We start from the raw sequence: 21,330 nt of genomic DNA on the forward strand, positions 1-21,330 counted from the left end.
TAGTTATAGATGTTTGATGTCCTGGTCATAGGCGGCGGCAACGCCGCCTTGTGCGCCGCGCTGATGGCGCGTGAAGCCGGCGCTTCGGTGTTGTTGCTCGAGTCGGCCCCGCGTGAATGGCGCGGCGGAAACTCCAGCCATACGCGCAATCTGCGCTGCATGCACGATGCGCCGCAAGACGTGTTGATCGAGGCCTACCCGGAAGAGGAATACTGGCAGGATCTGTTGAAGGTCACCGGGGGCCGCACCGACGAACACTTGGCGCGCCTGGTGATTCGGGCATCGTCCAGTTGCCGCGACTGGATGCGCAGCCATGGCGTGCGTTTCCAGCCGCCGCTGTCGGGCGCGCTGCACGTCGCGCGCACCAACGCTTTTTTCATGGGCGGTGGCAAGGCGCTGGTGAATGCCTATTTCCGCAGCGCCGAGCGGCTAGGTGTACAGATCCGTTACGAGACGCCCGTGGTGTCGGTGGAAATGGCCGGCGACCGCTTTGTCGCCGTGCATACCGAGCGCGGCGAACGAATTGAGGCAAAGAGTTGTGTGCTGGCCGCCGGCGGCTTCGAATCGAACCGCGAGTGGCTACGGGAAGCCTGGGGTCAAAACGAGCGCGGCGAGTGGCCGGCTGACAATTTCCTGATCCGCGGCACCCGCTTCAATCAGGGCGTGCTGCTCAAACACATGATTGACGCTGGCGCCGATTCCATCGGTGATCCGTCGCAGGGGCACATGGTCGCCATTGACGCGCGTGCCCCGCTGTACGACGGTGGCATCTGCACACGGATCGACTGCGTATCGCTGGGTGTGGTGGTCAACCGTGACGCGCAACGCTTTTACGACGAGGGCGAGGACTTCTGGCCCAAGCGCTACGCCATCTGGGGCCGGCTGGTCGCGCAGCAGCCAGGGCAGGTGGCCTACTCCATCATCGACCAGAAAGCCGTTGGTCGCTTCATGCCTCCGGTGTTTCCTGGAACCACCGCGGATTCTCTTCCGGAGCTCGCACAAAAGCTGGGCCTGGACGTGGACACCTTCGTGCAAACGATCGCCGACTACAACGCTGCCTGCCGCGTTGGCAGTTTTGACCACACCGCGCTCGACGATTGTCATACCGAAGGCTTGAGCCCGGCCAAGACACACTGGGCGCGACCGATCGACACGGCGCCTTTTTACGGCTATCCCGTCAAGCCGGGTATCACCTTCACCTATCTCGGACTGAAGGTGGACGACACGGCGGCGGTGCGTTTTGGCGGGCGTCCCAGTCCCAACCTTTTTGTCGCCGGAGAAATGATGGCCGGCAATGTGCTCGGCCAGGGCTATACCGCTGGCGTCGGCATGAGCATCGGCACGGCCTTCGGCCGTATCGCAGGAACACGCGCCGCTATGGCGGCAGCAACAGTCAAAACGGACAACCATGCAACAACTTGAATCCCTGACGCGTGAAGCCGTGTCACTCGCCGGCGGCGGGCGCCGCGTGATTCCCATCCTCACCGCCAAAGAAACCGAGGTCGGCCGGCAGATGCAGATCTGCAACTCCTGCCGCTACTGCGAGGGCTTTTGCGCCGTATTTCCCGCCATGACACGCCGGCTGGAATTCGGCAAGGCAGACGTTCACTTCCTGGCCAACTTGTGCCACAACTGCGGCGCCTGCCTGCACGCCTGCCAATATGCGCCACCCCACGAGTTCGCTGTCAACGTGCCCAAAGCCATGGCCGAAGTGCGGGGCCAAACCTATGTCGACTACGCCTGGCCGCCAGCGCTGGGCAAGCTTTACCAACGCAACGGGCTCACCTTGTCGGTGGCCCTGGCTGCGGCGCTGGCGCTGTTTCTGATCATGGCCGTCGCCATCAACGGAACGCTCTGGAATACCCTGCTCGGCGGCAATTTCTATAACTTGTTCCCCCACAACTTGTTGGTGAGCTTGTTCGCGCCGGTGTTTCTTTTCGCCACGTTCGCTTTAGCGATGGGCGTCAGACGTTTCTGGCTGGACATCACGCCGGCCACCAGCGGTGCACCGCTTACCGGACCGGCGGCAGCCGAAGCCACGGATGCGGTGTTGCGCCTGAAGTATCTAGGCGGCGGGCACGGCGAAGGCTGCAACACCGAGGACGATGCCTACTCGCTTTCTCGCCGACGCTTTCACCACCTCACGTTTTATGGCTTCATGCTGTGTTTTGCTGCGACCAGCGTGGCCACGCTCTACCACTATGTCTTTGGCTGGGCCGCGCCCTACGAGTTGCCCAGTCTGCCCAAGCTGCTGGGCGTGGCCGGTGGCGTCAGCCTGATGGCCGGCACGGCCGGCCTCTGGCGCCTGAACCGCAAACGCCATCCTTTGCACGGTGACCTGGCGCAAAAGCCGATGGACCTGGGCTTCATCGCCTTGCTGTTTCTCACCAGCGTGAGCGGCTTGGCCCTCTGGCTGGGGCGGGGTACGCCGGCGCTGGCCGTGCTGTTGTGCCTGCATCTGGGGGCTGTGATGGCCCTGTTTGCCACGCTGCCTTATGGCAAATTTGCGCACGGCATTTTCCGTACCGCGTCGCTGTTGCGTCATGCGATTGAAAAGCGCAAGCCTAATCCAGTTGGCCTGGGGGCCGACTGAGTCACTCAACAAACACCGAGGAAACCACGATGAAAAAATTCCGTCTGCGCCGCGCTATTGTGATGGCCGTACTCCCCTTGTTGCTGGCCAGCCAGGGCCATGCTCAGGATTTCCCACCGAAAAAACCAGTCACCCTGGTGGTCGGCTTCGCCGCGGGCGGCGCCGCCGATGCGGCTGCGCGCCTGATCGCCAAGAAGCTAGGCGAAAACATTGGCCAGACCGTGGTGGTCGACAACCGGGGGGGGGCCGGCGGCAACATCGCGCACCAGCAGGTGGCCGCAGGGCCTGCCGATGGTTCCATGCTGCTGTTTGGTTCGATTGGCCCGCTCACCATCGCACCGCATGTGATGAAGGTGCCCTACGAGCCGTTCAAGGATCTGGCTGCGGTGTCCGGCGGCGTCAACTTCCCCAACGTGCTGGTTGTGCACAAAGGTCTGGGCGTCAAGAACTTGGCCGAGTTTGTAGCCCTGTCAAAGAAAAAACCAGGCAGCGTGGACTTTGCGTCTACGGGCGCGGGTTCGGCATCCCATCTGGCGGGTGAACTGTTTAATCAGCGTGCCGGCATCGACATGGTGCATGTGCCCTACAAGGGCGGCGCCCCCGCCCTGCAAGACTTGCTGGGCGAGCGGATTGCCTCCTACTTTTCAGCACCCCCCACGGCTTTGCCGCATGTGGAGTCCGGCAGGCTCATCCCGCTGGCGACCACTGGTTTGGTCCGGCCTGCCTACATGCCCAACATCCCGACCGTGGCCGAATCGGGTTACCCCGGATTCGAAGCGCTGAACTGGTACGCTTTCGTGGCACCGTCCAAGACGCCCGCGGCCTTGCTGGATCGTTGGAACACAGAAATTGTGAAGGTGCTGAACGATGCCGGCGTCAAGGATGCGCTTAACAAACACGGCCTGACTCCGCAGCCCACTTCGCGCGCAGAGCTGACGGCGTTTATGAAAAAAGAGGACGTCAAGTGGAGCGCCATTGTCCGCGAACGCAAGATCACAGCCAACTGATGTCTGGTAAAACACTCGCGCTATCCGCTGCAGGGCGATGCCGCGCAGAAGCCGATGGGCCGCGACTTTGTCGCGCTGCTGTTTTTCACCAGCCTCACGGGCCTGGCCCTGCTGGCCTGACGCGACACAGCGGCCATGGCGCTGCTGCTGGCGATTCATCTCGGCGTGGTGATGGCCTTGTTCCTGACGCTGCCGTATGGCAAATTCGCCCATGGAATCTTCCGCAGCGCGGCACTGCTCAAGTGGGCGATTGAAAAACGTTTGCCCAGCACGCTGAAGCTGGGTGGCGATTGAGTTTGACGACAACCGTTTTTGGAGAAAGTTCATGCAAGACAAGGGCACGTTGCAGATTGAATCGATGAAGGACCGCTGCTCGCCGGCCGAGTGGCAGGCCCGCGTGGACCTGGCCGCCTGTTACCGGCTGGTGGCGATTTATGGCATGTCCGACATGATGGCCAACCACATCTCCTCACGCGTGCCCGATGAAGACGGCGCTTTTTTGATCAATGCCTACGGCCTGATGTACGAGGAAATCACCGCGTCCAGCCTGATCAAGATAGACCACGCGGGCAACATCCTGGCCAAGCCCGATTTCGGCGCGCTCAACTACGGCATCAACAAGGCCGGTTATGTGATTCACAGCGCGGTGCACGAAGCCCGGCCCGAAGTGGGCTGTGTGATCCACACCCACAGCTGGGCGTCGATGGCGGTGTCGGCCCTGGCATGTGGCCTCTTGCCCATCACCCAGACCGCGATGCGTTTCCTGAAAATCGGCTACCACGACTATTGCGGTGTGGTGCTCAACCTGGACGAGCAGGAATCCCTGGTGCGTGACCTGGGCGACGGCGAAGCGCTGATCCTGCGCAACCACGGCGCGCTGGTGGTGGGGCGCAGCATAGGCGAGGCCTTCAACTGGATGCACAGGCTGGAGCTGGCCTGCCGTTCCCAACTGGCGGCCATGGCCTGCAACTCGCCTTTTGTTCCGGTGGCGCAACCCGTGCTCGAAGAAACCTGGAGCAATTACCAGCCTGGCACACGCCGTCCTTACGGCCTGATGGAGTGGCCCGCGTTGCTTAGAAAACTCGACCGGACCGACCCCGGCTACAAGACCTGACAAAAAAAACAGGCGAGCCATCCCGCGCAAGACAGACCAAAAAAAACAGGAGACAAACCATGTTGACGACGACTTTTGATTCCGCCCTCGCGGCCCCAACACCTGCCGATCGCTGCTGGACCGCTGTGCGGCGCCAGGGCACACGCCTCGTCGCCGCCTTGCTGCTGGGCGCGGCGGGTGTGGGCAGTGTGCTGGCCCAGACCTACCCGGTCAAGCCGGTGCGTGTGGTGGTGGCTTTCACCGCGGGTGGCACCACCGACCTCTTGACGCGGCTGGTGGCGCAGCAGTTGTCGGATCGTTTGAAACAGCAGTTTGTGATTGACAACCGGCCCGGTGCCGGCGGCAACATCGGCACCGAAGCCGTGGTGCGTGCCGCGCCCGATGGCTACACCCTGATCGTCAACTCGGTCGGCCCGATCGCGGTGAACCCCACGCTGTATCCCAAGCTGCCCTACAACCCGCTGACCGACCTGGTGCCCGTGGTGCAGATTGCCGAGGTGCCCAATGTGCTGGTGGTGCATCCGTCCGTGAGCGCCAAAACGGTGGAAGAATTTATTGCCTACGCCAAGGCCAACCCTGGCAAACTCAACTACGGCTCCACCGGGGTCGGCACCTCCTCGCATCTGTCGGGTTACATGATGGCCAAACGTGCCGGTTTTGAGGCCACACATATCGCTTACAAAGGTGCGGACGCCGTGCGCGACCTGCTGGCCGGCCGTATCCAGTTCATGTTTGCCACCATCCCGTCGGTGATGTCGCAAATCCAGGCCGGCAAGCTGCGGCCGATTGCGGTCAGCAGCGTCCAGCGCTCCCGCTCCATGCCCGAGGTGCCGACGATTGCCGAAAAAGGTTTCCCGGGTTTTGAAGCCGGTTCCTGGTTTGGCTTTTTTGCACCCAAAGGGACACCCGAGTCCGTGATTACCGCGCTCAACAAAGCCGTCAACGAGGTGGTGGCGGTGCCCGCGATTCAGCAACAGATGATTCGCGAAGGCGCGGACCCGATGGGCGGCACGCCCGCGCAGTTTTCCCAGTTTGTGCAGCGTGAGTACGAAAAATGGAAAGTCATCGTGGTGGAATCCGGCGCCCGCGCGGAGTGAGCGCCCCGATGACCCGTCCGCTGCGTATTCTGTTGTCGCCGCAAGCCCGGCAGGCGTTGGCGCCCGCCATCGCGGGCGTGCTGGGGGACCGGGTGTTTGAGCTGGTCACCGCTGAGCAAGCCGCCGACCCAGCGCAGGCCGGGGTGGATATTGCTTTTGTCTCGCGTGACGTGACGGGCCTGTCGACCAAACATGTGCTCACCGAGGAGCTGTTGGCTTTTTACGCCGTGTTGCGCCGCTCCGAGGCGCTGCAGTGGGTGCATATCCATTCGGCCGGTGCCGACAGACCGATTTATCCCGAGCTGCGTGCGCGTGGTGTGTCTGTCTGCACCTCCTCGGGCGCCAATGCCGAGGTGGTGGCACAGACCGCGCTGGCGGGTTTGCTGGCCCTGGCGCGCCGTTTTCCGCAGCTCATGGCCGCGCAGCAGGCGCGTACCTGGGCGCCGCTGGTGGGGGAGGCGCAAGCGCCGCGCGATCTGGCCGGGCAAACCGCCGTGCTGGTCGGCTGGGGACCCATAGGCCAGGGCCTGGGCGCGTTTTTGCGCCTGCTGGGCCTGAAGCTGGTGGTGGTGCGCCAGAACCTGCCACGGGCTGCCACGGAGGCTGGTGTGGAGATGGTGAGTTTCCCCGCTTTGCCCACGGTGCTGCCGCGCGCGGACTGGCTGATCCTCGCCTGCCCGCTGACGCCGCAGACCCGCGGCCTGGTGAATCAGGAGGCCCTGGCTGCGCTGCCACCCGGGGCTTGTTTGATCAATGTGGCCAGAGGCGAAGTGGTGGTCGAGCCGGCCTTGATCGAGGCCTTGCGCGCGGGTCACCTGGGTGGCGCTTACCTGGATGTGTTCGAACATGAACCGCTGGGCCGCGACTCGCCGCTGTGGACGCTGCCCAACGTCATCGTGACACCGCATTCGGCTGGCCACTCCGACGGCAACCATCGCCGTGTCTGTGACTTGTTCCTGGCCAACCTGGCGCGCTGGCAGGCCGGTCAGCCCTTGCAGCACAGCATCCCCTGAAGACCTGGCTGCAGTGCCCAAATGGCCCTGGATTATGATAAAAAGTGGCTCCAGCCCTTACCCAATGGGCGTGAGTAGCTATCAAAACAATAGCAACTCCGGCGTTGACCTCAACGCTCTCCGGTGGCACGCGGCGGCAGGCTCTTGAGGTAGAGGTAGAGCGCGTCGGCATCGGTTGCGCTCATGGCCTTGAGGGCCTCGAAAGGCATCACGGCACTGACGGGGCTGCCGTCCGGGCGGCGCCCGCTGGCCAGCATCTGGCGGAACTGCTCGGCCACCGTGTAGCGGGCCATTTCAGTTTGGGGTCCGGTCGTCAGGTTGGCGGCCACCGGCCAGTCGGGTGGCGCGCCGGGGATTTTTCCGCCGCTGAAATTCGCGCCATGGCAACCGATACACATATTGGCCACATAGGCGCCATGGGCGACGCTGACCCCTTCGGGCACCGGTTGCGTCGGCGGCAGCGTGTGGTCGATCCGTTCATAAGCGTCCTGCACCATGCCGGCCGCATACAGCACTTTCACAATGGCCGGCAGGCGCACCACGGCGGCTTCGCCGGCCACGGGCGGCATATGCCGCAGGTGGCTGACCAGCGCGGCCAGGTCCTCGTTGGTCAGGCGGTTGTAGTCTTCGCTGGGCATGATCAGCAGCGGTTTGCCGCCCGGCTTGATGCCGTGCCGGATCGCCCGCACCCAGTCTTCCGGCTGGTAGCCGGCCACCACGTTGCCGGGTCCGGGGCTGATGTTGGGGCCTTTGACCAGCAAGCCGTTGGGTTCGTCGAGGAAAGTTTTTCCGTGGCCGTCGGCCGCATGGCAGGCGACACAACCGCGTGAGTTGTAGAGGTAGCGGCCACGTTCCAGGGCGGCCGCGTCGCTGAGGTAAGCCACCGGCTGTACCTCGGCGTCAACACGACGGTTGGCCTTGCGGTCCGCCAGGTAGGTGCCAGCCAACACGGCCCCGCCAGCCAGCAGGGCCAAGGCGGCAAGTGCAGCCGCTGTGCGAACGATCCAGGGTTTCATCGCGATGCTCCTTGTTGTTTCTACAAGATGCCCATAGCGCTTCAAAACGACTCAATAGATCAACTGGTCAGATTTTAAAAAAACGAATGATGTCCCCATCGTGGGTGTGCCGTCAAGGCCCTCTGTCGGAGGCGCGGGCCGGCCCTTTTCCAGCGCTGGTGCGGCGGCCAGAGCCAGAGGGAGGGGCGCCGCAGGCTTTACTGGAAAGCCACCTCGGCAAAACTTCTGAGTTTGCGGCTGTGCAGTTGGTTGATGCCTTGTTCGCGCAGCAACTCGATGGCCCGCATGCCTATGCGCAAATGCTGGTCCACCCGCTCGCGGTAGAAGTGGTTGGCCATGCCGGGTAGCTTGATCTCGCCGTGCAGAGGTTTGTCGCTGACACATAACAAGGTGCCATAAGGCACACGGAAGCGAAAACCGTTGGCGGCAATGGTGGCGCTTTCCATGTCCAGTGCGACCGCGCGGCTCTGGCTGAAGCGGCGTTGCGGCTGGTTGCCGGGTAGCAGTTCCCAGTTGCGGTTGTCGGTCGAGGCCACGGTGCCGGTGCGCATGATGCTTTTGAGGGCCGCGCCTTCCATCTTGGTCACGTCCTTGACGGCACGCTCCAGCGCCACCTGAATTTCGGCCAGCGCCGGAATCGGCACCCACAGCGGCAGTTCTTCATCTAGCACATGGTCTTCACGCACATAACCGTGGGCCAGCACATAGTCGCCGAGCTGCTGGCTGTTGCGCAGGCCGGCGCAGTGGCCCAGCATGAGCCAGGCGTGCGGTCGCAACACCGCGATGTGGTCGGTGATGTTTTTGGCATTCGCCGGACCGACACCGATGTTGACCATGGTGATGCCGCTGCGGTCGGCCCGCATCAGGTGATAGGCCGGCATTTGCGGCAACCGCGGCGGTGCCAGGCCCAGCGCATCGCCTTCTTGTGCGCTCAGGCCGGCGCGGCGTGTCACCACGTTGCCGGGTTCGACAAAGGCGATGTATTCGCTGGCCGGGTCGGCCATGGCGGCATGGCCCAGACGCACAAACTCGTCGATATAAAACTGGTAGTTGGTGAACAACACGAAGTTCTGGAACCAGTCCGGCGAGGTGCCGGTGTAGTGACGCAGGCGCTGCAGCGAGTAGTCCACCCGCGCGGCCGTGAACAGCGACAGCGGCTGGGGCTCGCCGGGGCGCGGCTCGTAGGTGCCGTTGGCGATGCCGTCGTCCATGGCGGCCAGATCCGGCAGGTCAAACACGTCGCGCATCAACATGCGCCGCGCCTGGCTCAGGTTGCCTTCGATGTGGTCGTGTTCGGCAAAGGAAAAGTGCACAGGAATCGGCTGGGTGCTGGTGCCGATTTCAAGTTCGACCGAATGGTTTTGCAGGAGCAGGCGGAACTGCTCCAGGTAATAAGCGCCGTACAGGTCGGGCCGTGTCAGCGTGGTTTCAAAACGGCCGGGACCGGCGACAAACCCATAACTGAGCTTGGAAATATCGACCGAGGCCAGCGTGGAACGCACCACCGTGTCGGTGTGTATGCGCACAAAGGGGTAACAGGCGCGTACATGGCCGGGCAAGGTCTCGCCGGTCACATAACGCTGCATGGCCGCGCGCAAGTGGCTGATCTGCCGGTCATAAATCGTCTGAACCTGGGCCAGCGCGGCAACCGGGTCGGTGTAACGGGTGGGGGCAATGAAGGTTGGTAGATAAGCCATGACCTTGATTGTGCGCCGTTCCAGCGCGGCAGGCGCAAACGCCTCATCCCGCCATGGCAAGTCCCCTGCAAGGTCAAGGCCTGACACGAAACCGACACATTGCGGCCCTAGATTCAAGCCGTTCACCACCGGAAAAGACCATGCATGCAGCAATTCAAATCAATACCCTGAGCAAAACCTTTGGCAACGGCCGCAAAGCCCTGCAACAGATCAACCTGCGTATTGCGCCCGGCGAAATGGTGGCGCTGATAGGCGCTTCGGGCTCTGGGAAATCCACCTTGTTGCGTCACATGGCCGGGCTGATGGCCGGCGACACGCATGAGCCGGGGTCCATCGAAATCCACGGCCGGACCGTGCAGCGCAACGGGAAAATTGTGTCCAACATCCGCTCTGTGCGTTCCGGCATCGGTTTTGTGTTCCAGCAGTTCAACCTGGTGGGCCGTCTGCCGGTGATCATCAACGTGCTGGCCGGCACCTTGCACCGGGTGCCGATGTGGCGCAGCCTGCTCCGCTGGTTCACCCCCGAGGAAAAAGCGCGCGGCATCGAAGCCTTGCGCCGCGTGGGCATTGCCGAATGCTGGGCCCAGCGCGCCTCCACCCTGTCGGGCGGCCAGCAGCAGCGTGCGGCGATTGCCCGCGCCATGGTGCAGGGTGCCAAGGTGGTGCTGGCCGACGAACCCATTGCCTCGCTGGACCCCGAGTCCTCACGCAAGGTCATGGACATCCTGGCCAGAGTCAACCGGGAAGACCAGTGCACGGTGGTGGTGTCGCTGCACCAGGTCAATGTCGCCATCAAATATTGCGCGCGCACGGTGGCCCTGCACCAGGGCAAGGTGGTGTACGACGGCCTCTCGGTCGGGCTCACCCCCGAGGTGTTGCGCAATCTGTACGGCGCCGACGCCGACGACATCCTGTCGCTTGGCGACCACATTTCCAGCCTGGAAGACAAAGTCAAACCCGTGCCGCATCTGGCCTGGCCTACACCGTTGGCGCATGCGGCCTGAACCCCATTTTTTCATCACTCATTCATAGCCCAAGGAATCCCCATGCTTAAAAAACTACTCACCGGACTGGCCGCCACGGCGCTGGTCGCCCTGACCCCTGTGGGCGCACAGGAAATGAAGGAATTCAATTTCGGCATCATCTCCACCGAGTCTTCGCAGAATCTGAAGTCCGACTGGCAACCCATCCTGGACGACATGGCCAAAAAGACGGGCATGAAAATCAATGCCTTTTTTGCCTCCGATTACGCCGGCATCATTGAAGGCATGCGTTTCAACAAGGTGCATGCCGCCTGGTATGGCAACAAGTCCGCCATGGAGGCGGTGGACCGCGCAGGCGGCGAAGTGTTTGCGCAAATGGTCAATGCCGATGGCAGCCAGGGTTATTACTCGCACCTGATCACACACAAGGACAGCGCGCTCAAATCGCTGGACGATGTGTTCAAGAACGGCAAAAACCTGTCCTTTGGCAACGGCGACCCCAACTCCACTTCGGGTTTTCTGGTTCCCGGTTATTACGTGTTCGCAAAAAACAAGATTGATCCCAAAACATTTTTCAAGGTGGCGCGCGGCGCCAACCACGAGAGCAACGGCCTGGCGGTCGCCAACAAGCAGGTCGATGTGGCCACCAACAACAGCGAGAACCTGGAGAAGATGAAGGAGCGTTTGCCCGAGAAGTTCAACGAGATCCGCATCCTCTGGACCTCGCCGCTGATTCCGCTGGACCCGCTGGTGATGCGCAAGGATTTGCCCGAAGCCACCAAGAAAAACGTGCGCGAGTTTTTCTACAACTACGGCAAGGGCAGCCAGCAGGAAAAAGACAACCTGATGAAACTCTCCAAGCTGTCAGGTTTCAAGGCCTCGACCAATGCGCAGTTGATTCCCATCCGCCAGCTGGAGTTGTTCAAGGAGCGCAACAAGTTTGAAGCCGATGCCGGCATGGCGGCGGCCGACAAGCAGGTCAAGCTTGCCGAAATCGACAAAAAATTGGCCGAACTGGGTCAGTAAACAGATGCCTTTCTCTCCCGTCTTTCTGATTCCAGTCCAACTGACATGAGCACACCTGCTTCTCCTCTGGTGGTGGCCCCCCTCCAGGTCAATTTACCCAAAACCAGCGTGCTGGCCATGCTGGGCTGGGCCGTCGTGATTGCCTTGCTGGGCGCTTCCTGGCAGGGCGCAGACATGCGTCCGCTGGACCTGGTGCGTGATTCCGGCAACATGGCCACCTATGCGGCGGATTTTTTCCCCCCAAACTTCAGCCAGTGGCGTCTCTACCTGCAGGAAATGCTGGTGACCCTGCAGATTGCCTTGTGGGGGACGGCGTTGGCCGTGGTGTTTGCCGTGCCGCTCGGTTTGCTCTCGTCGTCCAATATCGCACCCGCCTGGATTCGGCAACCGGTTCGGCGCTTGATGGATGCGGCACGTGCCATCAACGAAATGGTGTTTGCGATGTTGTTCATCGTGGCCGTGGGCCTGGGGCCCTTCGCCGGTGTGCTGGCGCTGTTTGTCCATACCACCGGTGTGCTGGCCAAGCTGTTCTCCGAAGCCGTGGAGTCGATTGATGCCCAGCCGGTCGAGGGCATACGGGCGACCGGGGCCAATGCGCTGGAAGAAATTGTCTACGGCATCATCCCGCAGGTCTTGCCGCTGTGGATTTCGTATTCCCTGTACCGTTTTGAGTCGAATGTGCGCTCGGCCTCTGTGGTCGGCATGGTGGGCGCCGGTGGCATTGGCGTGATTTTGTGGGAGATCATCCGTGGTTTTCAGTATGCCGAAACCTGCGCGGTGATGATCATCATCATTGTCACGGTCACGGTGATCGATCTGGTGTCCGCGCGTATCCGCCAGGCCCTGGTGTAGGACGGATCATGGCCTTGCAAATAGCCGAGATCACCGACTTGTACCAAACCCAGGGGGCCGTGCAATACGGCGCGGAAGCCATCAGCCAGCAGCAGCATGCCTTGCAGTGCGCGCACCTGGCCGAGCAGGCCGGTGCGTCACCAGCCTTGATCGCCGCCGCGCTGCTGCATGACCTGGGGCATTTGATGGCGCCCAGGACAGAGGCCAGGACGGCGGCGATTGACGATGTGCACCAATACCTGGCGATGCCGTTTTTACGTGGCGTGTTCGACGAGGCCGTGCTGGCGCCCATCCGTCTGCACGTGGACGCCAAACGTTATCTTTGCCAGGTGGACCCGCACTATGCGGCCAGTCTGTCGCCGGCATCCCAGCGCAGCCTGGCCTTGCAAGGCGGGCCGTTTTCGGATGACGATGCCGCGGTTTTTATCCAGCAGCCGTTTGCTGCCGATGCAGTGGCCTTGCGCCGCTGGGATGACGGCGCCAAGGACCCCGCCGCCAACCCGCCCGCCTGGGCGCATTATGTGGCGGTCCTTGAAAGCGCCCGCATCGCCTGAGCGATGCCTCAAGCTGTCAGGTAGTCTGCCAGGCGCTGGCCGGCCACGGCCAGCGTCGCGTCGTTGACGATCACACAGTCGGCCTGCATGTCGGCAAACCCCGTGTTGCGTGCCAGCCGTTCGACCACGGCGCTGGCGGCATCCCTGCCGCGTAGCGCCAGCCGGGTGGCCAACTGCTCGGGGCTGGCCGTGACCTCCACCACCCTTCGTTCAGGCGATGGGGCCAGGCTTTGGACATGTGCGCGCGAACCATTCACCACCACCAACCGCCCGGCTTGTACCTCGGCCGCGTAGTGCTGGGCAATGCCATAGTAAAAACCATGGGCCTGCCAATGCCAGCGCAGTCCGCCAGTCCTCAGCAACGATAAAAAATCCGGCTCCGTTAGTGCATCGTGGTCCGAGCCGGCCTGCATGGCGCGTGTGACCATGCGGCGTGCAAAAACGATGTCCTGGCGCTGGGCCAGCAGTTGTCGGGCCGAGGCCATGACACTGTCTTTGCCGGCACCGGAGGGGCCGCAGACAAAAATCCATGCACCAGTCATAGGGCCCCCACGCTTTTCACTTCGTGTCATACGCTGCCCCCCGAGGGGGCGTGAGCTTGCTTGAAGCGGTTCTGCGCGGCGCTCATGCCTGTAACCTCAGGTCAATGATGCGCTGGAAGGGCGTACCAGGGTTTCTTTCGACAAACAGGCAGAGCCGATCCAGCAACAGCGGTGCTTCGGTATTGAGCCTGTCAATGTGTGCAGAGACAGCCTGGGTCACGCCTTGCGCTACCGCCTCGTCTACCGGGCCGCTCAAGCTCAGGTGCAGGCGAAAACGCTCCAGCACGTAAGGGTAGCCATAGAGGCTCAACAGTTCAGTCTCGCGTTCATCGAGTTGTTCGATACGGCGCCGTTGGAGGTCGGCCGCCAGAAGTGGCGCACGAAAGTGATCCAGCCCGGTCACGCAAGCATCTGCCAGCGCCTGCAGGTCAGCCGAGGCCGTGTGCGGGATCAGCGCCACAAAATTGCCCAGGGTCGCGACACGCATAGGTCCCAGTGCGACAGGCTTCAAGGTCTGCGCCAGCGTGCGCAAGCCTGTGATGAGACCGGGTTCGTCCGTCCCGGCCGCCAGGCGAAAAGGGGCTTTCAGGGTGGCGTGAAAGCCGTAACGCTGGGGTGCTTGTGTGATGCTGGCTAGCTCCGTGGGTGAGACCTCATCCAGCAACGGTTGCGGCAGCGCCGTGTTGTCGTGTTCATCGCGGCCCAGCCAGTGCGCACCAAAGTCCCACCAGGGGGTGTCTTTGGCCGGCGCAAAATAAATGGCATAACGCACGCTCATGGTTTGTCTCCGGCTTCTTGTCCCGCGCTGACCACCAACTGGACCCGGTCGCCGGAAAACACAGTTTCGCCGTATTTGATGGGCTGGCCGTCCATGTCCACGTCCAGGCACTCCACACACAACACCGGTCGGGTGGCCGGTTGCTTCAGCAGACGGGCGGTTTCATCCGAAGGCATTTGGGTGGTGACGTGGCTTTCTGCACGAACGTAATCCTCCACGCCGAAATGGCGCAGGATTTTTGTGGTGCCAGTGCCGTCATGGAGCATTTCCAGCAGTCCCGAAAATCGCAGCGCAGGGTAATACGCCGTGGCCAGGGCGATGGGCTGGCTGTCGGCTTCGTCCAGTGTTTCCACCATCAGCACGGCCATCCCCTTGTCCAGCCGGAGCTCATGGGCGACGCGTTCAGGTGCCGGTATTTCCCGCGCCGTCAACAATTGTTTGCTGGGTAACAAGCCCTGGCGCTGCAGGTTTTCACTGAAGCGGGTCCGGCGTGAGAGCACGTAGTCCAGTAACTCGTGCTGGACAAAGGTACCGCGACCCGGTTCGATACGCACCAGGCCATCAACCTGCAAGGCCGCCACCGCCTGGCGCAATGTATGGCGGTTCACGCCGAAACGTGTGGACAGTTCGTTTTCGCTGGGCAGCCGGCCGCTGGCGGTGAAGGCGCGGTCACGGATCTCGGTGCTCAGCGTGTTGGCGATCTGCTTCCAGACCGCAACACCGCTGCGCCGGCCGGGCGCGCTGGAAAGTGTGTATTCGTTTGTCATCAATTGGTCATGTTGTCCGGTTGAACTAGAGGCTCTTCGCACCCACTGCGGGTGTTTTGCAGCAACCTATCCAACTCTAGTGACTGATTTAGACATCTGTATGACAAACGATGCAATGAATGCAAACCATGCGCCGCGCAGGCGCTGGCTGGGCGTGTTGACACGCGCCACCCGGCCCGAGCTTGAAGACGCGCTGGCGCTTGTGGGGGATTTGCCGGCGCTTGAACATGTGAGGCCGTCCGAGCCCGGCATGGTCATGTTGCGCGGACGTGTAGGCGGCACCGGTGACGCCTTCAACCTCGGCGAAGCCACGGTCACCCGTTGTGCGCTGCGTGTGGGGTCCGGTGCCTTGGGTGTGGGTTACACGCTGGGGCGTGACCGCCGCAAAGCCGAGCTGGTGGCGCTTTTTGACGCGCTGCTGCAAGACGAAACACGTCAGGCGCATTTGCAGCAGACGGTGCTGGATCCGCTGGCCAGGCAGCAAGCGGCGCAGCGCGATGCCGCCAGCCGTTCGGCCGCGGCATCCAAAGTCGAATTTTTTACGTTTGTGCGGGGTGAAGCATGACGCAGCAACATCTACTGAGTGCCGGTTTTACCGACCCGGTGCATGACGCACAACATGCTTTCCGCCGGGTGCTTGATGCCCTGTCGCGGCCTGGCCAGCGTGTGACCCTGGGCCAACCCGTCAAGGGCCTGGCGCTCGGCCCGGCGATGGCGCATCTGTTGCTGACCCTGACCGACGACGACACCGCCGTGTGGTGGCCACAAGGCGATAGCGCGGAGGCGAACTGGTTACGTTTTCATACCGGTGCACCGCGCGCGACCACCCCTGCAGAAGCGGCTTTTGCCGTGTTGACCGGTACAGCCGGCCTGCCTTCGCTCGACATGTTTGCAGCCGGCACCATGGAGGCGCCCGAAACATCCGCCACTTTGCTGGTGGAGGTCGCGTCACTGGAAACCGGACCCGCTGTCGAGTGGCGCGGTCCGGGCATCAAGGACATGCAGACGGTGCGGATGGCCGGTCTGCCGGAGAACTTCTGGGCGCAATGGCAAGCCAACCACGCGTCTTTCCCTCAGGGGGTGGACATTGTTTTTACCTGCGCCGATGCGGCGCTGGGTTTGCCGCGCACCACCCGTGTGCGGCGCCTGGAAGGAGTCCCGGGATGTTCCTCATGATTTGCGCCATGCGCGTTCGAGTCCAAAACGGGATGATTTGCTCGCCAAGACCTCGCAGCGTCTGCCGAGGCACACGCAAGGGGTTGGGTGGGCAAAGCGCCCGTTTTGGTTCGAACCCGAAGGGGAGTGGTTTTGCGGGCGATCCACTTCGTTGCAAAACCAGGCAAGGCGTCCAGCCTTGCCTTGGGTTTTTCGCCTTGCGGCTCATCCCGCAAAACCACGCCGCGCACGGCGGAAATCATGAGGAGCATCCCTGATGTATGTTGCAGTCAAGGGCGGCGCAGCCGCCATCGAGCATTCCTGGCGCCTGCTGGCCGAACAACGCCGGGGCGACACCTCGCTGCCGGAACTGTCGGTGGCGCAAATCCGCGAACAGTTGCCGCTGGCGGTGGACCGCGTCATGGCCGAGGGCTCCTTGTACGACGCGGAACTGGCCGCGCTGGCCATCAAGCAGGCCAGCGGCGACCTGGTCGAAGCCATATTTTTGCTGCGCGCCTACCGCACCACTTTGCCGCGTTTTGGCTACAGCCTGCCGATGGATACCGCGCAGATGCAGCTGGTGCGCCGTGTGTCGGCCACCTTCAAGGATGTGCCCGGCGGCCAGGTCCTGGGCGCTACCTATGACTACACCCAGCGTCTGCTGGACTTTGCCCTGCTGGCAGAAGGCGGCGATGCGGCGTCCCCGGCGGCCCCGGTCGCCGAGCAGGCATTGCCGGAGCACATGCCGCGTGTCAACGAACTGATGGCGCGTGAAGGCTTGATGGAAACGCCACGCCCGACGTCCGGCGCTGAACCCGGCGACCTGACACGTGATCCTTTGATGTTCCCGGCGGAACGGCCGCTGCGCCTGCAGGCCCTGGCACGGGGTGACGAAGGCTGGCTGCTGGCGCTGGGTTATTCGACCCAGCGTGGTTATGCCAATGCCCATCCTTTTGCCGGAGAAATCCGGCGCGGCAAGGTGGCGGTGGAAATCCTGGCGGACGAACTCGGCTTCCCGATCGAGATCGGCGACGTTGAGGTGACCGAATGCCAGATGATCAACCAGTTTGCCGGCAACCGCGAGGTGCCGCCTCAGTTCACCCAAGGTTACGGCCTGGCCTTCGGCGGGGCCGAGCGCAAAAGCATGGCCATGGCGCTGGTCGACAGGGCGCTGCGCGCCCGCGAACTGGGCGAGCTGGCCACAGCTCCCGCGCAGGACGAAGAGTTTGTGCTGTCGCATGCCGACAGCCTGGAAGCCTCCGGTTTTGTGCAACACCTGAAGTTGCCGCATTACGTGGACTTCCAGTCCGAGCTGGAGCTGGTGCGCAAGTTGCGCGCCGCCCATGCCTTGGAGAAAGAAGCGGGCAACGCGCGCGATGAAGACTCAAGCCACAACCCCGCTCCGGCGATACAGAAAGCAGCATGATGGACGGACATTACAACTTTGGATTTCTTGACGAGCGAACGAAGAAAATGATTCGCCGCGCCATGCTCAAGGCGGTGGCGATTCCCGGTTACCAGGTTCCTTTTGGCTCACGCGAAATGCCTTTTGCCTATGGCTGGGGCACGGGCGGTGTGCAGGTCACGGCCAGCATCATCGGGCGTGAGGATGTGCTCAAGGTGATTGACCAGGGCGCGGACGACACCACCAATGCGGTCAACATCCGCCGCTTTTTTGCCCGCACCACCGGGGTGCCGACGACGGAGAAAACAGCGCTGGCCAGCATCATCCAGACCCGCCACCGCATTCCGGAAGCGGCGCTCAGCGAAAAGCAAATCATTGTCTACCAGGTGCCCATGCCGGAGCCGCTGTTCCGCCTGGAGCCGCGCCGCCGCGAGACCATCACCATGCATGCGCTGGCCGAATACGGCCTGATGAATGTCAAGCTTTACGAAGACATCGCGCAACTGGGGGCCATCTCCAAAACCTACGACTACCCGGTGCTGGTCAACGAGCGTTACCTGACCTCGCCTTCGCCGATACCGAAGTTTGACAACCCCAAGATGCACATGAACCCGGCCCTGCAACTGTTTGGCGCTGGACGGGAAAAACGGATTTACGCGATTCCGCCTTACACCTCGGTGCGCAGCCTCGACTTTGAGGACCATCCGTTCGAGGTGCAGCGCTGGGACCATGCTTGCGCCTTGTGCGGAGCGGAGAACAGCTTTCTTGACGAAATGATTGTGGACGACGAAGGCAGCCGTTTGTTTGTCTGTTCGGACAGCGATTTTTGCGGCGAACGCCGTGACGCCGGTCATGTCGGGACACAACAGGCGGTGCAGATGCCAGACGCGTTGGCCAACACAGCACACCACACACAGCCCGCAGGGCAGGGGGCATGATGAACAACAGCGATTTGCTTTTATCCGTACGCGGCGCCGGCAAACAGTTTATGCAGGGCAGTCGCCTGCGCTGGGCTTGCCGCGACGTGAGTTTTGACCTCTACCCCGGGGAAGTGCTGGCCGTGGTGGGGGAGTCCGGTTCCGGAAAATCCACCTTGTTGCGGCTGCTGGCGGCCCGTCTGGCCTGTGACGAAGGCTCGGTGCACTACGACGTGCGAGACGAGGCTGGCGCGGTGTCTGCCGCGCCGGAACGCAGCGAGGCCGGCCTGGTCAATCTCGCGGATTTGTCCGAAGCGCGTTTGCGCTGGCTGGCCCGTACCGACTGGGGTTTTGTCGAACAACATGCCCGTGATGGCTTGCGCATGAATGTTTCGGGCGGCGCCAACATCGGTGAACGCATGATGGCCCTGGGCAGCCGCCACTACGGCAAGCTGCGCGGCCAGGCCCTGAGCTGGATGGAACGTGTCGAGCTCGACGTGGACCGCATCGACGATCTGCCGGGCACTTATTCCGGCGGCATGCAGCAACGCCTGCAGATTGCCCGCAACCTGGTGACCCATCCGCGGCTGGTGTTCATGGACGAACCGACCACCGGGCTGGATGTGTCGGTCCAGGCGCGGTTGCTTGATTTGCTGCGCGAACTGGTGGACCAACTGCAACTGGCGGCCGTCATCGTGACCCATGACCTGGCGGTGGCCAGATTGCTGGCGCACCGCATGCTGGTCATGAAAGACGGCCAGGTGGTGGAGCAAGGGCTGACCGACCGTGTGCTCGACGACCCGCAGCACGCCTACACCCAGTTGCTGGTGTCTTCCGTTCTCACGCCATGAACCGGTGTGCCCCTCTTTTTTACCGTGATGCCCCATGACTGCCTTGCTTGAAACCCATCAACTGTCCAAAACCTTTACCTTGCATGGCCGCGGTGGCCTGGCGCTGCCGGTGTTTGACAACATCGACCTGCAGGTTTTTCCAGGCGAATGCCTGGCGCTGACCGGCCATTCCGGCAGTGGCAAAAGTTCTTTGCTGCGTTGCCTGTATGGCAACTACGGCGCCAGCCGCGGCAAGGTGCGCATTCTTCATGACGAGCAATGGGTGGACTTGTCGAACGCCGCGCCGCGCGAGGTGCTGGAAGTGCGGCGCCGCACGCTGGGTTATGTCTCGCAGTTTTTGCGCGTGATTCCCCGCGTTTCGACCCTGGACATCGTGGCCGAACCGTTGCGCCGTCTGGGTGTGGCGGCCGAGCAGGCGCGCGGCCAGGCCGCGGAGTGGCTGGCGCGGCTGAATTTGCAGGAGCGTTTGTGGCACTTGCCGCCGGCGACTTTTTCCGGCGGCGAACAGCAGCGCGTGAACATCGCGCACGGCCTGATTGCCAACCAGCCGGTGCTGCTGCTGGACGAACCCACCGCCTCACTCGACGCGGACAACCGCCGGGTGGTGGTGGAGCTGATCTGGGAGGCCCGCTCGCGCGGCGCCGCCGTGGTCGGCATTTTTCACGACGACGAAGTCCGCGAAGCCGTTGCGAGCCGCTGCTTTGACGTTGAACACCATAAAAAACCTCTTTAACCCGGACCCCTCTCATGACACAACGAATCATCAGGAATGCAAAAATTGTCACTGCCAGCGAGGAGTTCACCGGCTGCATGGTGATCGAAGCAGGCAAGATCCGCTCCATTGAACGCGGCGACACCTCGGTGCCCGGTGCCGAAGACTGGGCCGGTGACTGGCTGCTGCCCGGTCTGGTCGAGCTGCACACCGACAACCTTGAAAAACACCTGGTGCCGCGCCCCGGCGTGCTCTGGAACGCCCATTCGGCCACCGTGATGCACGACGCCTTGTGTGCGGCCGCCGGCATCACCACGGTGCTGGACTCCATCGTGATCGGTGACATGGACCGGGGCGGCGCGCGCAGCCAGACCCAGCATGTCTCGATTCAGGCGCTACACGACTGCCGCAAGGAAGGGCTGCTGCGGGTGGAACACCTGCTGCACCTGCGTTGTGAAGTGTCCGCGCCTGACATCGTGGAGGTGTTTGAGCAATATGCGGACGATGCGCTGCTGGAACTGGTCAGCGTGATGGACCACACACCCGGCCAGCGTCAGTGGCGTGACCTGAGCAAGTACCGGCGTTATGCCGAGCGTTATGGCAGTTTCGACAATGCCGAGTACCAGGCCCTGGTGGCCGAACTGACCGCCCACCAGCAGCGCTATGCCATCCCCAACCGCGTCGCCGTGATTGCCGGCAGCCACGCACGCAGCGTGCCGCTGGCCAGCCACGATGACACCGAAGTCGAACATGTGGCGCAAGCCAGCGAGGAACGCATTGCGATCTCGGAATTTCCCACCACGGTGGCGGCAGCGCAGGCCGCACGGGCGGCGGGCATTGCCATCGTCATGGGTGGACCCAACCTGGTCAAGGGCGGATCACACTCCGGCAATGTGTCGGCGGCCGAGTTGGCGCAGCTGGATTTGCTCGACATCTTTTCCTCGGACTACGTGCCTGCCAGCCTGTTGCAGTCGGCCTTTTTGCTGCGTGACAGCGTGGGCTGGAGCTTGCCCAAAGCCATCAACACCGTGACGCGCAACCCGGCACGTGCGATTGGTTTGATGGACCGCGGTGAACTTGCGCCCGGGCTGCGTGCCGACCTGATCCGGGTCAAAATGAGCAGCGGCATGCCCATGGTGCGCGGCGCCTGGCACAAAGGGGAGCGGGCTTTCTGACGCGATTTTTCGGCAAGTGCGTGTCAGCCTGCGGCCTACAAGACCTCTGGCTGTCCGCTGACTTTTCCGAATTCTC

22 protein-coding genes and 1 pseudogene are annotated in these 21,330 nt (G+C 62.6%); 18 read left to right on the plus strand and 5 right to left on the minus strand.

What is annotated here, in order from left to right; translation table 11 throughout:
- Positions 1–9 precede the first annotated feature (9 nt).
- The 7 genes and pseudogenes from tcuA to ACHMXK_RS02805 all read left to right on the plus strand — a co-directional run bounded on the left by tcuA (position 10) and on the right by ACHMXK_RS02805 (position 6,824).
- Positions 10–1,422 carry an FAD-dependent tricarballylate dehydrogenase TcuA gene (tcuA, locus tag ACHMXK_RS02775; RefSeq protein WP_397437486.1) on the plus strand — a complete coding sequence of 471 codons (1,413 nt, stop codon included), beginning with the start codon at positions 10–12 and terminating at the stop codon, positions 1,420–1,422.
- Positions 1,409–2,593 carry a tricarballylate utilization 4Fe-4S protein TcuB gene (gene tcuB, locus ACHMXK_RS02780; RefSeq protein WP_397437488.1) on the plus strand — a complete coding sequence of 395 codons (1,185 nt, stop codon included), beginning with the start codon at positions 1,409–1,411 and terminating at the stop codon, positions 2,591–2,593. The genes tcuA and tcuB (ACHMXK_RS02780) overlap by 14 nt, the downstream gene beginning before the upstream one ends.
- Positions 2,594–2,622: 29 nt before the next feature.
- On the plus strand, positions 2,623–3,600 hold the full coding sequence (locus ACHMXK_RS02785) for a Bug family tripartite tricarboxylate transporter substrate binding protein (RefSeq protein WP_397437490.1): 978 nt from the start codon (positions 2,623–2,625) through the stop codon (positions 3,598–3,600).
- Between the two features lie 18 nt (positions 3,601–3,618).
- Positions 3,619–3,894: pseudogene (gene tcuB, locus ACHMXK_RS02790) on the plus strand (tricarballylate utilization protein TcuB); the annotation flags it as partial.
- Between the two features lie 31 nt (positions 3,895–3,925).
- On the plus strand, positions 3,926–4,714 hold the full coding sequence (locus ACHMXK_RS02795; protein WP_397437492.1) for a class II aldolase/adducin family protein: 789 nt from the start codon (positions 3,926–3,928) through the stop codon (positions 4,712–4,714).
- A gap of 59 nt (positions 4,715–4,773) precedes the next feature.
- Complete coding sequence (locus ACHMXK_RS02800; RefSeq protein WP_397437494.1) at positions 4,774–5,811, plus strand: Bug family tripartite tricarboxylate transporter substrate binding protein; 1,038 nt, start codon at positions 4,774–4,776, stop codon at positions 5,809–5,811.
- Positions 5,812–5,819: 8 nt separating this feature from the next.
- A complete protein-coding gene (locus tag ACHMXK_RS02805; RefSeq protein ID WP_397437496.1) occupies positions 5,820–6,824 on the plus strand; it encodes a D-2-hydroxyacid dehydrogenase in 1,005 nt (334 codons plus the stop codon).
- Positions 6,825–6,934: 110 nt separating this feature from the next.
- Here ACHMXK_RS02805 and ACHMXK_RS02810 read toward each other — a convergent pair whose 3' ends face one another.
- Complete coding sequence (locus ACHMXK_RS02810; protein WP_397437498.1) at positions 6,935–7,840, minus strand: c-type cytochrome; 906 nt, start codon at positions 7,838–7,840, stop codon at positions 6,935–6,937.
- Positions 7,841–8,037: 197 nt separating this feature from the next.
- A complete protein-coding gene (locus ACHMXK_RS02815) occupies positions 8,038–9,537 on the minus strand; it encodes an AMP nucleosidase (RefSeq protein ID WP_397437500.1) in 1,500 nt (499 codons plus the stop codon).
- Positions 9,538–9,677: 140 nt separating this feature from the next.
- Here ACHMXK_RS02815 and phnC point away from each other — a divergent pair, with 140 nt between their 5' ends.
- From phnC to ACHMXK_RS02835, 4 genes are all read left to right on the plus strand, one after another.
- The gene (phnC, locus tag ACHMXK_RS02820; RefSeq protein ID WP_397437502.1) at positions 9,678–10,541 is read left to right on the plus strand and encodes a phosphonate ABC transporter ATP-binding protein; all 864 of its coding nucleotides are present in this window, start codon (positions 9,678–9,680) and stop codon (positions 10,539–10,541) included.
- Between the two features lie 42 nt (positions 10,542–10,583).
- On the plus strand, positions 10,584–11,546 hold the full coding sequence (gene phnD, locus ACHMXK_RS02825; RefSeq protein WP_397437504.1) for a phosphonate ABC transporter substrate-binding protein: 963 nt from the start codon (positions 10,584–10,586) through the stop codon (positions 11,544–11,546).
- A 117-nt stretch (positions 11,547–11,663) separates the two neighbouring features.
- Complete coding sequence (gene phnE, locus ACHMXK_RS02830; protein ID WP_397442422.1) at positions 11,664–12,398, plus strand: phosphonate ABC transporter, permease protein PhnE; 735 nt, start codon at positions 11,664–11,666, stop codon at positions 12,396–12,398.
- Positions 12,399–12,406: 8 nt separating this feature from the next.
- Positions 12,407–12,952 carry a phosphonate degradation HD-domain oxygenase gene (locus ACHMXK_RS02835; RefSeq protein WP_397437506.1) on the plus strand — a complete coding sequence of 182 codons (546 nt, stop codon included), beginning with the start codon at positions 12,407–12,409 and terminating at the stop codon, positions 12,950–12,952.
- Positions 12,953–12,960: 8 nt separating this feature from the next.
- Here ACHMXK_RS02835 and phnN read toward each other — a convergent pair whose 3' ends face one another.
- From phnN to phnF, 3 genes are all read right to left on the minus strand, one after another.
- A complete protein-coding gene (gene phnN, locus ACHMXK_RS02840; protein WP_397437508.1) occupies positions 12,961–13,494 on the minus strand; it encodes a phosphonate metabolism protein/1,5-bisphosphokinase (PRPP-forming) PhnN in 534 nt (177 codons plus the stop codon).
- An 82-nt stretch (positions 13,495–13,576) separates the two neighbouring features.
- Entirely contained in the window at positions 13,577–14,272 is a 696-nt protein-coding gene (locus tag ACHMXK_RS02845; RefSeq protein ID WP_397437510.1) for a DUF1045 domain-containing protein, read from the minus strand.
- A complete protein-coding gene (phnF, locus tag ACHMXK_RS02850) occupies positions 14,269–15,039 on the minus strand; it encodes a phosphonate metabolism transcriptional regulator PhnF (RefSeq protein WP_397437512.1) in 771 nt (256 codons plus the stop codon). The genes ACHMXK_RS02845 and phnF overlap by 4 nt, the downstream gene beginning before the upstream one ends.
- A gap of 100 nt (positions 15,040–15,139) precedes the next feature.
- On the opposite strand from phnF, the gene phnG reads away from it, so the two are divergent.
- From phnG to ACHMXK_RS02885, 7 genes are all read left to right on the plus strand, one after another.
- Positions 15,140–15,604 (plus strand): phosphonate C-P lyase system protein PhnG, encoded by a 465-nt coding sequence (gene phnG, locus ACHMXK_RS02855; protein WP_397437514.1) that lies wholly within the window; start codon positions 15,140–15,142, stop codon positions 15,602–15,604.
- A complete protein-coding gene (gene phnH, locus ACHMXK_RS02860) occupies positions 15,601–16,215 on the plus strand; it encodes a phosphonate C-P lyase system protein PhnH (protein WP_397437516.1) in 615 nt (204 codons plus the stop codon). The genes phnG and phnH overlap by 4 nt, the downstream gene beginning before the upstream one ends.
- 256 nt (positions 16,216–16,471) lie before the next feature.
- Positions 16,472–17,620, plus strand: coding sequence for a carbon-phosphorus lyase complex subunit PhnI (locus tag ACHMXK_RS02865; RefSeq protein WP_397437517.1), 1,149 nt, complete (start codon positions 16,472–16,474; stop codon positions 17,618–17,620).
- A complete protein-coding gene (locus tag ACHMXK_RS02870; protein WP_397437519.1) occupies positions 17,617–18,537 on the plus strand; it encodes an alpha-D-ribose 1-methylphosphonate 5-phosphate C-P-lyase PhnJ in 921 nt (306 codons plus the stop codon). The genes ACHMXK_RS02865 and ACHMXK_RS02870 overlap by 4 nt, the downstream gene beginning before the upstream one ends.
- Before the next feature lie 50 nt (positions 18,538–18,587).
- Positions 18,588–19,367, plus strand: a complete 780-nt coding sequence (gene phnK, locus ACHMXK_RS02875; RefSeq protein ID WP_397442423.1) for a phosphonate C-P lyase system protein PhnK — start codon at positions 18,588–18,590, stop codon at positions 19,365–19,367.
- Between the two features lie 34 nt (positions 19,368–19,401).
- The gene (gene phnL / locus ACHMXK_RS02880; RefSeq protein ID WP_397437521.1) at positions 19,402–20,100 is read left to right on the plus strand and encodes a phosphonate C-P lyase system protein PhnL; all 699 of its coding nucleotides are present in this window, start codon (positions 19,402–19,404) and stop codon (positions 20,098–20,100) included.
- 14 nt (positions 20,101–20,114) lie between these two features.
- The gene (locus tag ACHMXK_RS02885; protein WP_397437522.1) at positions 20,115–21,254 is read left to right on the plus strand and encodes an alpha-D-ribose 1-methylphosphonate 5-triphosphate diphosphatase; all 1,140 of its coding nucleotides are present in this window, start codon (positions 20,115–20,117) and stop codon (positions 21,252–21,254) included.
- Positions 21,255–21,330 lie beyond the last annotated feature (76 nt).

Origin of the sequence: Polaromonas sp. UC242_47, assembly GCF_044452385.1 — a bacterium.
Lineage (GTDB): Bacteria > Pseudomonadota > Gammaproteobacteria > Burkholderiales > Burkholderiaceae_C > Polaromonas.

Bases quoted from the DNA above. Each gene is read 5' to 3' on its own strand.
- tcuA (WP_397437486.1), top strand. From the start codon at position 10: ATGTTTGATGTCCTGGTCATAGGCGGCGGCAACGCCGCCTTGTGCGCC.
- tcuB (WP_397437488.1), top strand. From the start codon at position 1,409: ATGCAACAACTTGAATCCCTGACGCGTGAAGCCGTGTCACTCGCCGGC.
- ACHMXK_RS02785 (WP_397437490.1), top strand. From the start codon at position 2,623: ATGAAAAAATTCCGTCTGCGCCGCGCTATTGTGATGGCCGTACTCCCC.
- ACHMXK_RS02795 (WP_397437492.1), top strand. From the start codon at position 3,926: ATGCAAGACAAGGGCACGTTGCAGATTGAATCGATGAAGGACCGCTGC.
- ACHMXK_RS02800 (WP_397437494.1), top strand. From the start codon at position 4,774: ATGTTGACGACGACTTTTGATTCCGCCCTCGCGGCCCCAACACCTGCC.
- ACHMXK_RS02805 (WP_397437496.1), top strand. From the start codon at position 5,820: ATGACCCGTCCGCTGCGTATTCTGTTGTCGCCGCAAGCCCGGCAGGCG.
- ACHMXK_RS02810 (WP_397437498.1), bottom strand. From the start codon at position 7,840: ATGAAACCCTGGATCGTTCGCACAGCGGCTGCACTTGCCGCCTTGGCC.
- ACHMXK_RS02815 (WP_397437500.1), bottom strand. From the start codon at position 9,537: ATGGCTTATCTACCAACCTTCATTGCCCCCACCCGTTACACCGACCCG.
- phnC (WP_397437502.1), top strand. From the start codon at position 9,678: ATGCATGCAGCAATTCAAATCAATACCCTGAGCAAAACCTTTGGCAAC.
- phnD (WP_397437504.1), top strand. From the start codon at position 10,584: ATGCTTAAAAAACTACTCACCGGACTGGCCGCCACGGCGCTGGTCGCC.
- phnE (WP_397442422.1), top strand. From the start codon at position 11,664: ATGCTGGGCTGGGCCGTCGTGATTGCCTTGCTGGGCGCTTCCTGGCAG.
- ACHMXK_RS02835 (WP_397437506.1), top strand. From the start codon at position 12,407: ATGGCCTTGCAAATAGCCGAGATCACCGACTTGTACCAAACCCAGGGG.
- phnN (WP_397437508.1), bottom strand. From the start codon at position 13,494: ATGACTGGTGCATGGATTTTTGTCTGCGGCCCCTCCGGTGCCGGCAAA.
- ACHMXK_RS02845 (WP_397437510.1), bottom strand. From the start codon at position 14,272: ATGAGCGTGCGTTATGCCATTTATTTTGCGCCGGCCAAAGACACCCCC.
- phnF (WP_397437512.1), bottom strand. From the start codon at position 15,039: ATGACAAACGAATACACACTTTCCAGCGCGCCCGGCCGGCGCAGCGGT.
- phnG (WP_397437514.1), top strand. From the start codon at position 15,140: ATGACAAACGATGCAATGAATGCAAACCATGCGCCGCGCAGGCGCTGG.
- phnH (WP_397437516.1), top strand. From the start codon at position 15,601: ATGACGCAGCAACATCTACTGAGTGCCGGTTTTACCGACCCGGTGCAT.
- ACHMXK_RS02865 (WP_397437517.1), top strand. From the start codon at position 16,472: ATGTATGTTGCAGTCAAGGGCGGCGCAGCCGCCATCGAGCATTCCTGG.
- ACHMXK_RS02870 (WP_397437519.1), top strand. From the start codon at position 17,617: ATGATGGACGGACATTACAACTTTGGATTTCTTGACGAGCGAACGAAG.
- phnK (WP_397442423.1), top strand. From the start codon at position 18,588: ATGCAGGGCAGTCGCCTGCGCTGGGCTTGCCGCGACGTGAGTTTTGAC.
- phnL (WP_397437521.1), top strand. From the start codon at position 19,402: ATGACTGCCTTGCTTGAAACCCATCAACTGTCCAAAACCTTTACCTTG.
- ACHMXK_RS02885 (WP_397437522.1), top strand. From the start codon at position 20,115: ATGACACAACGAATCATCAGGAATGCAAAAATTGTCACTGCCAGCGAG.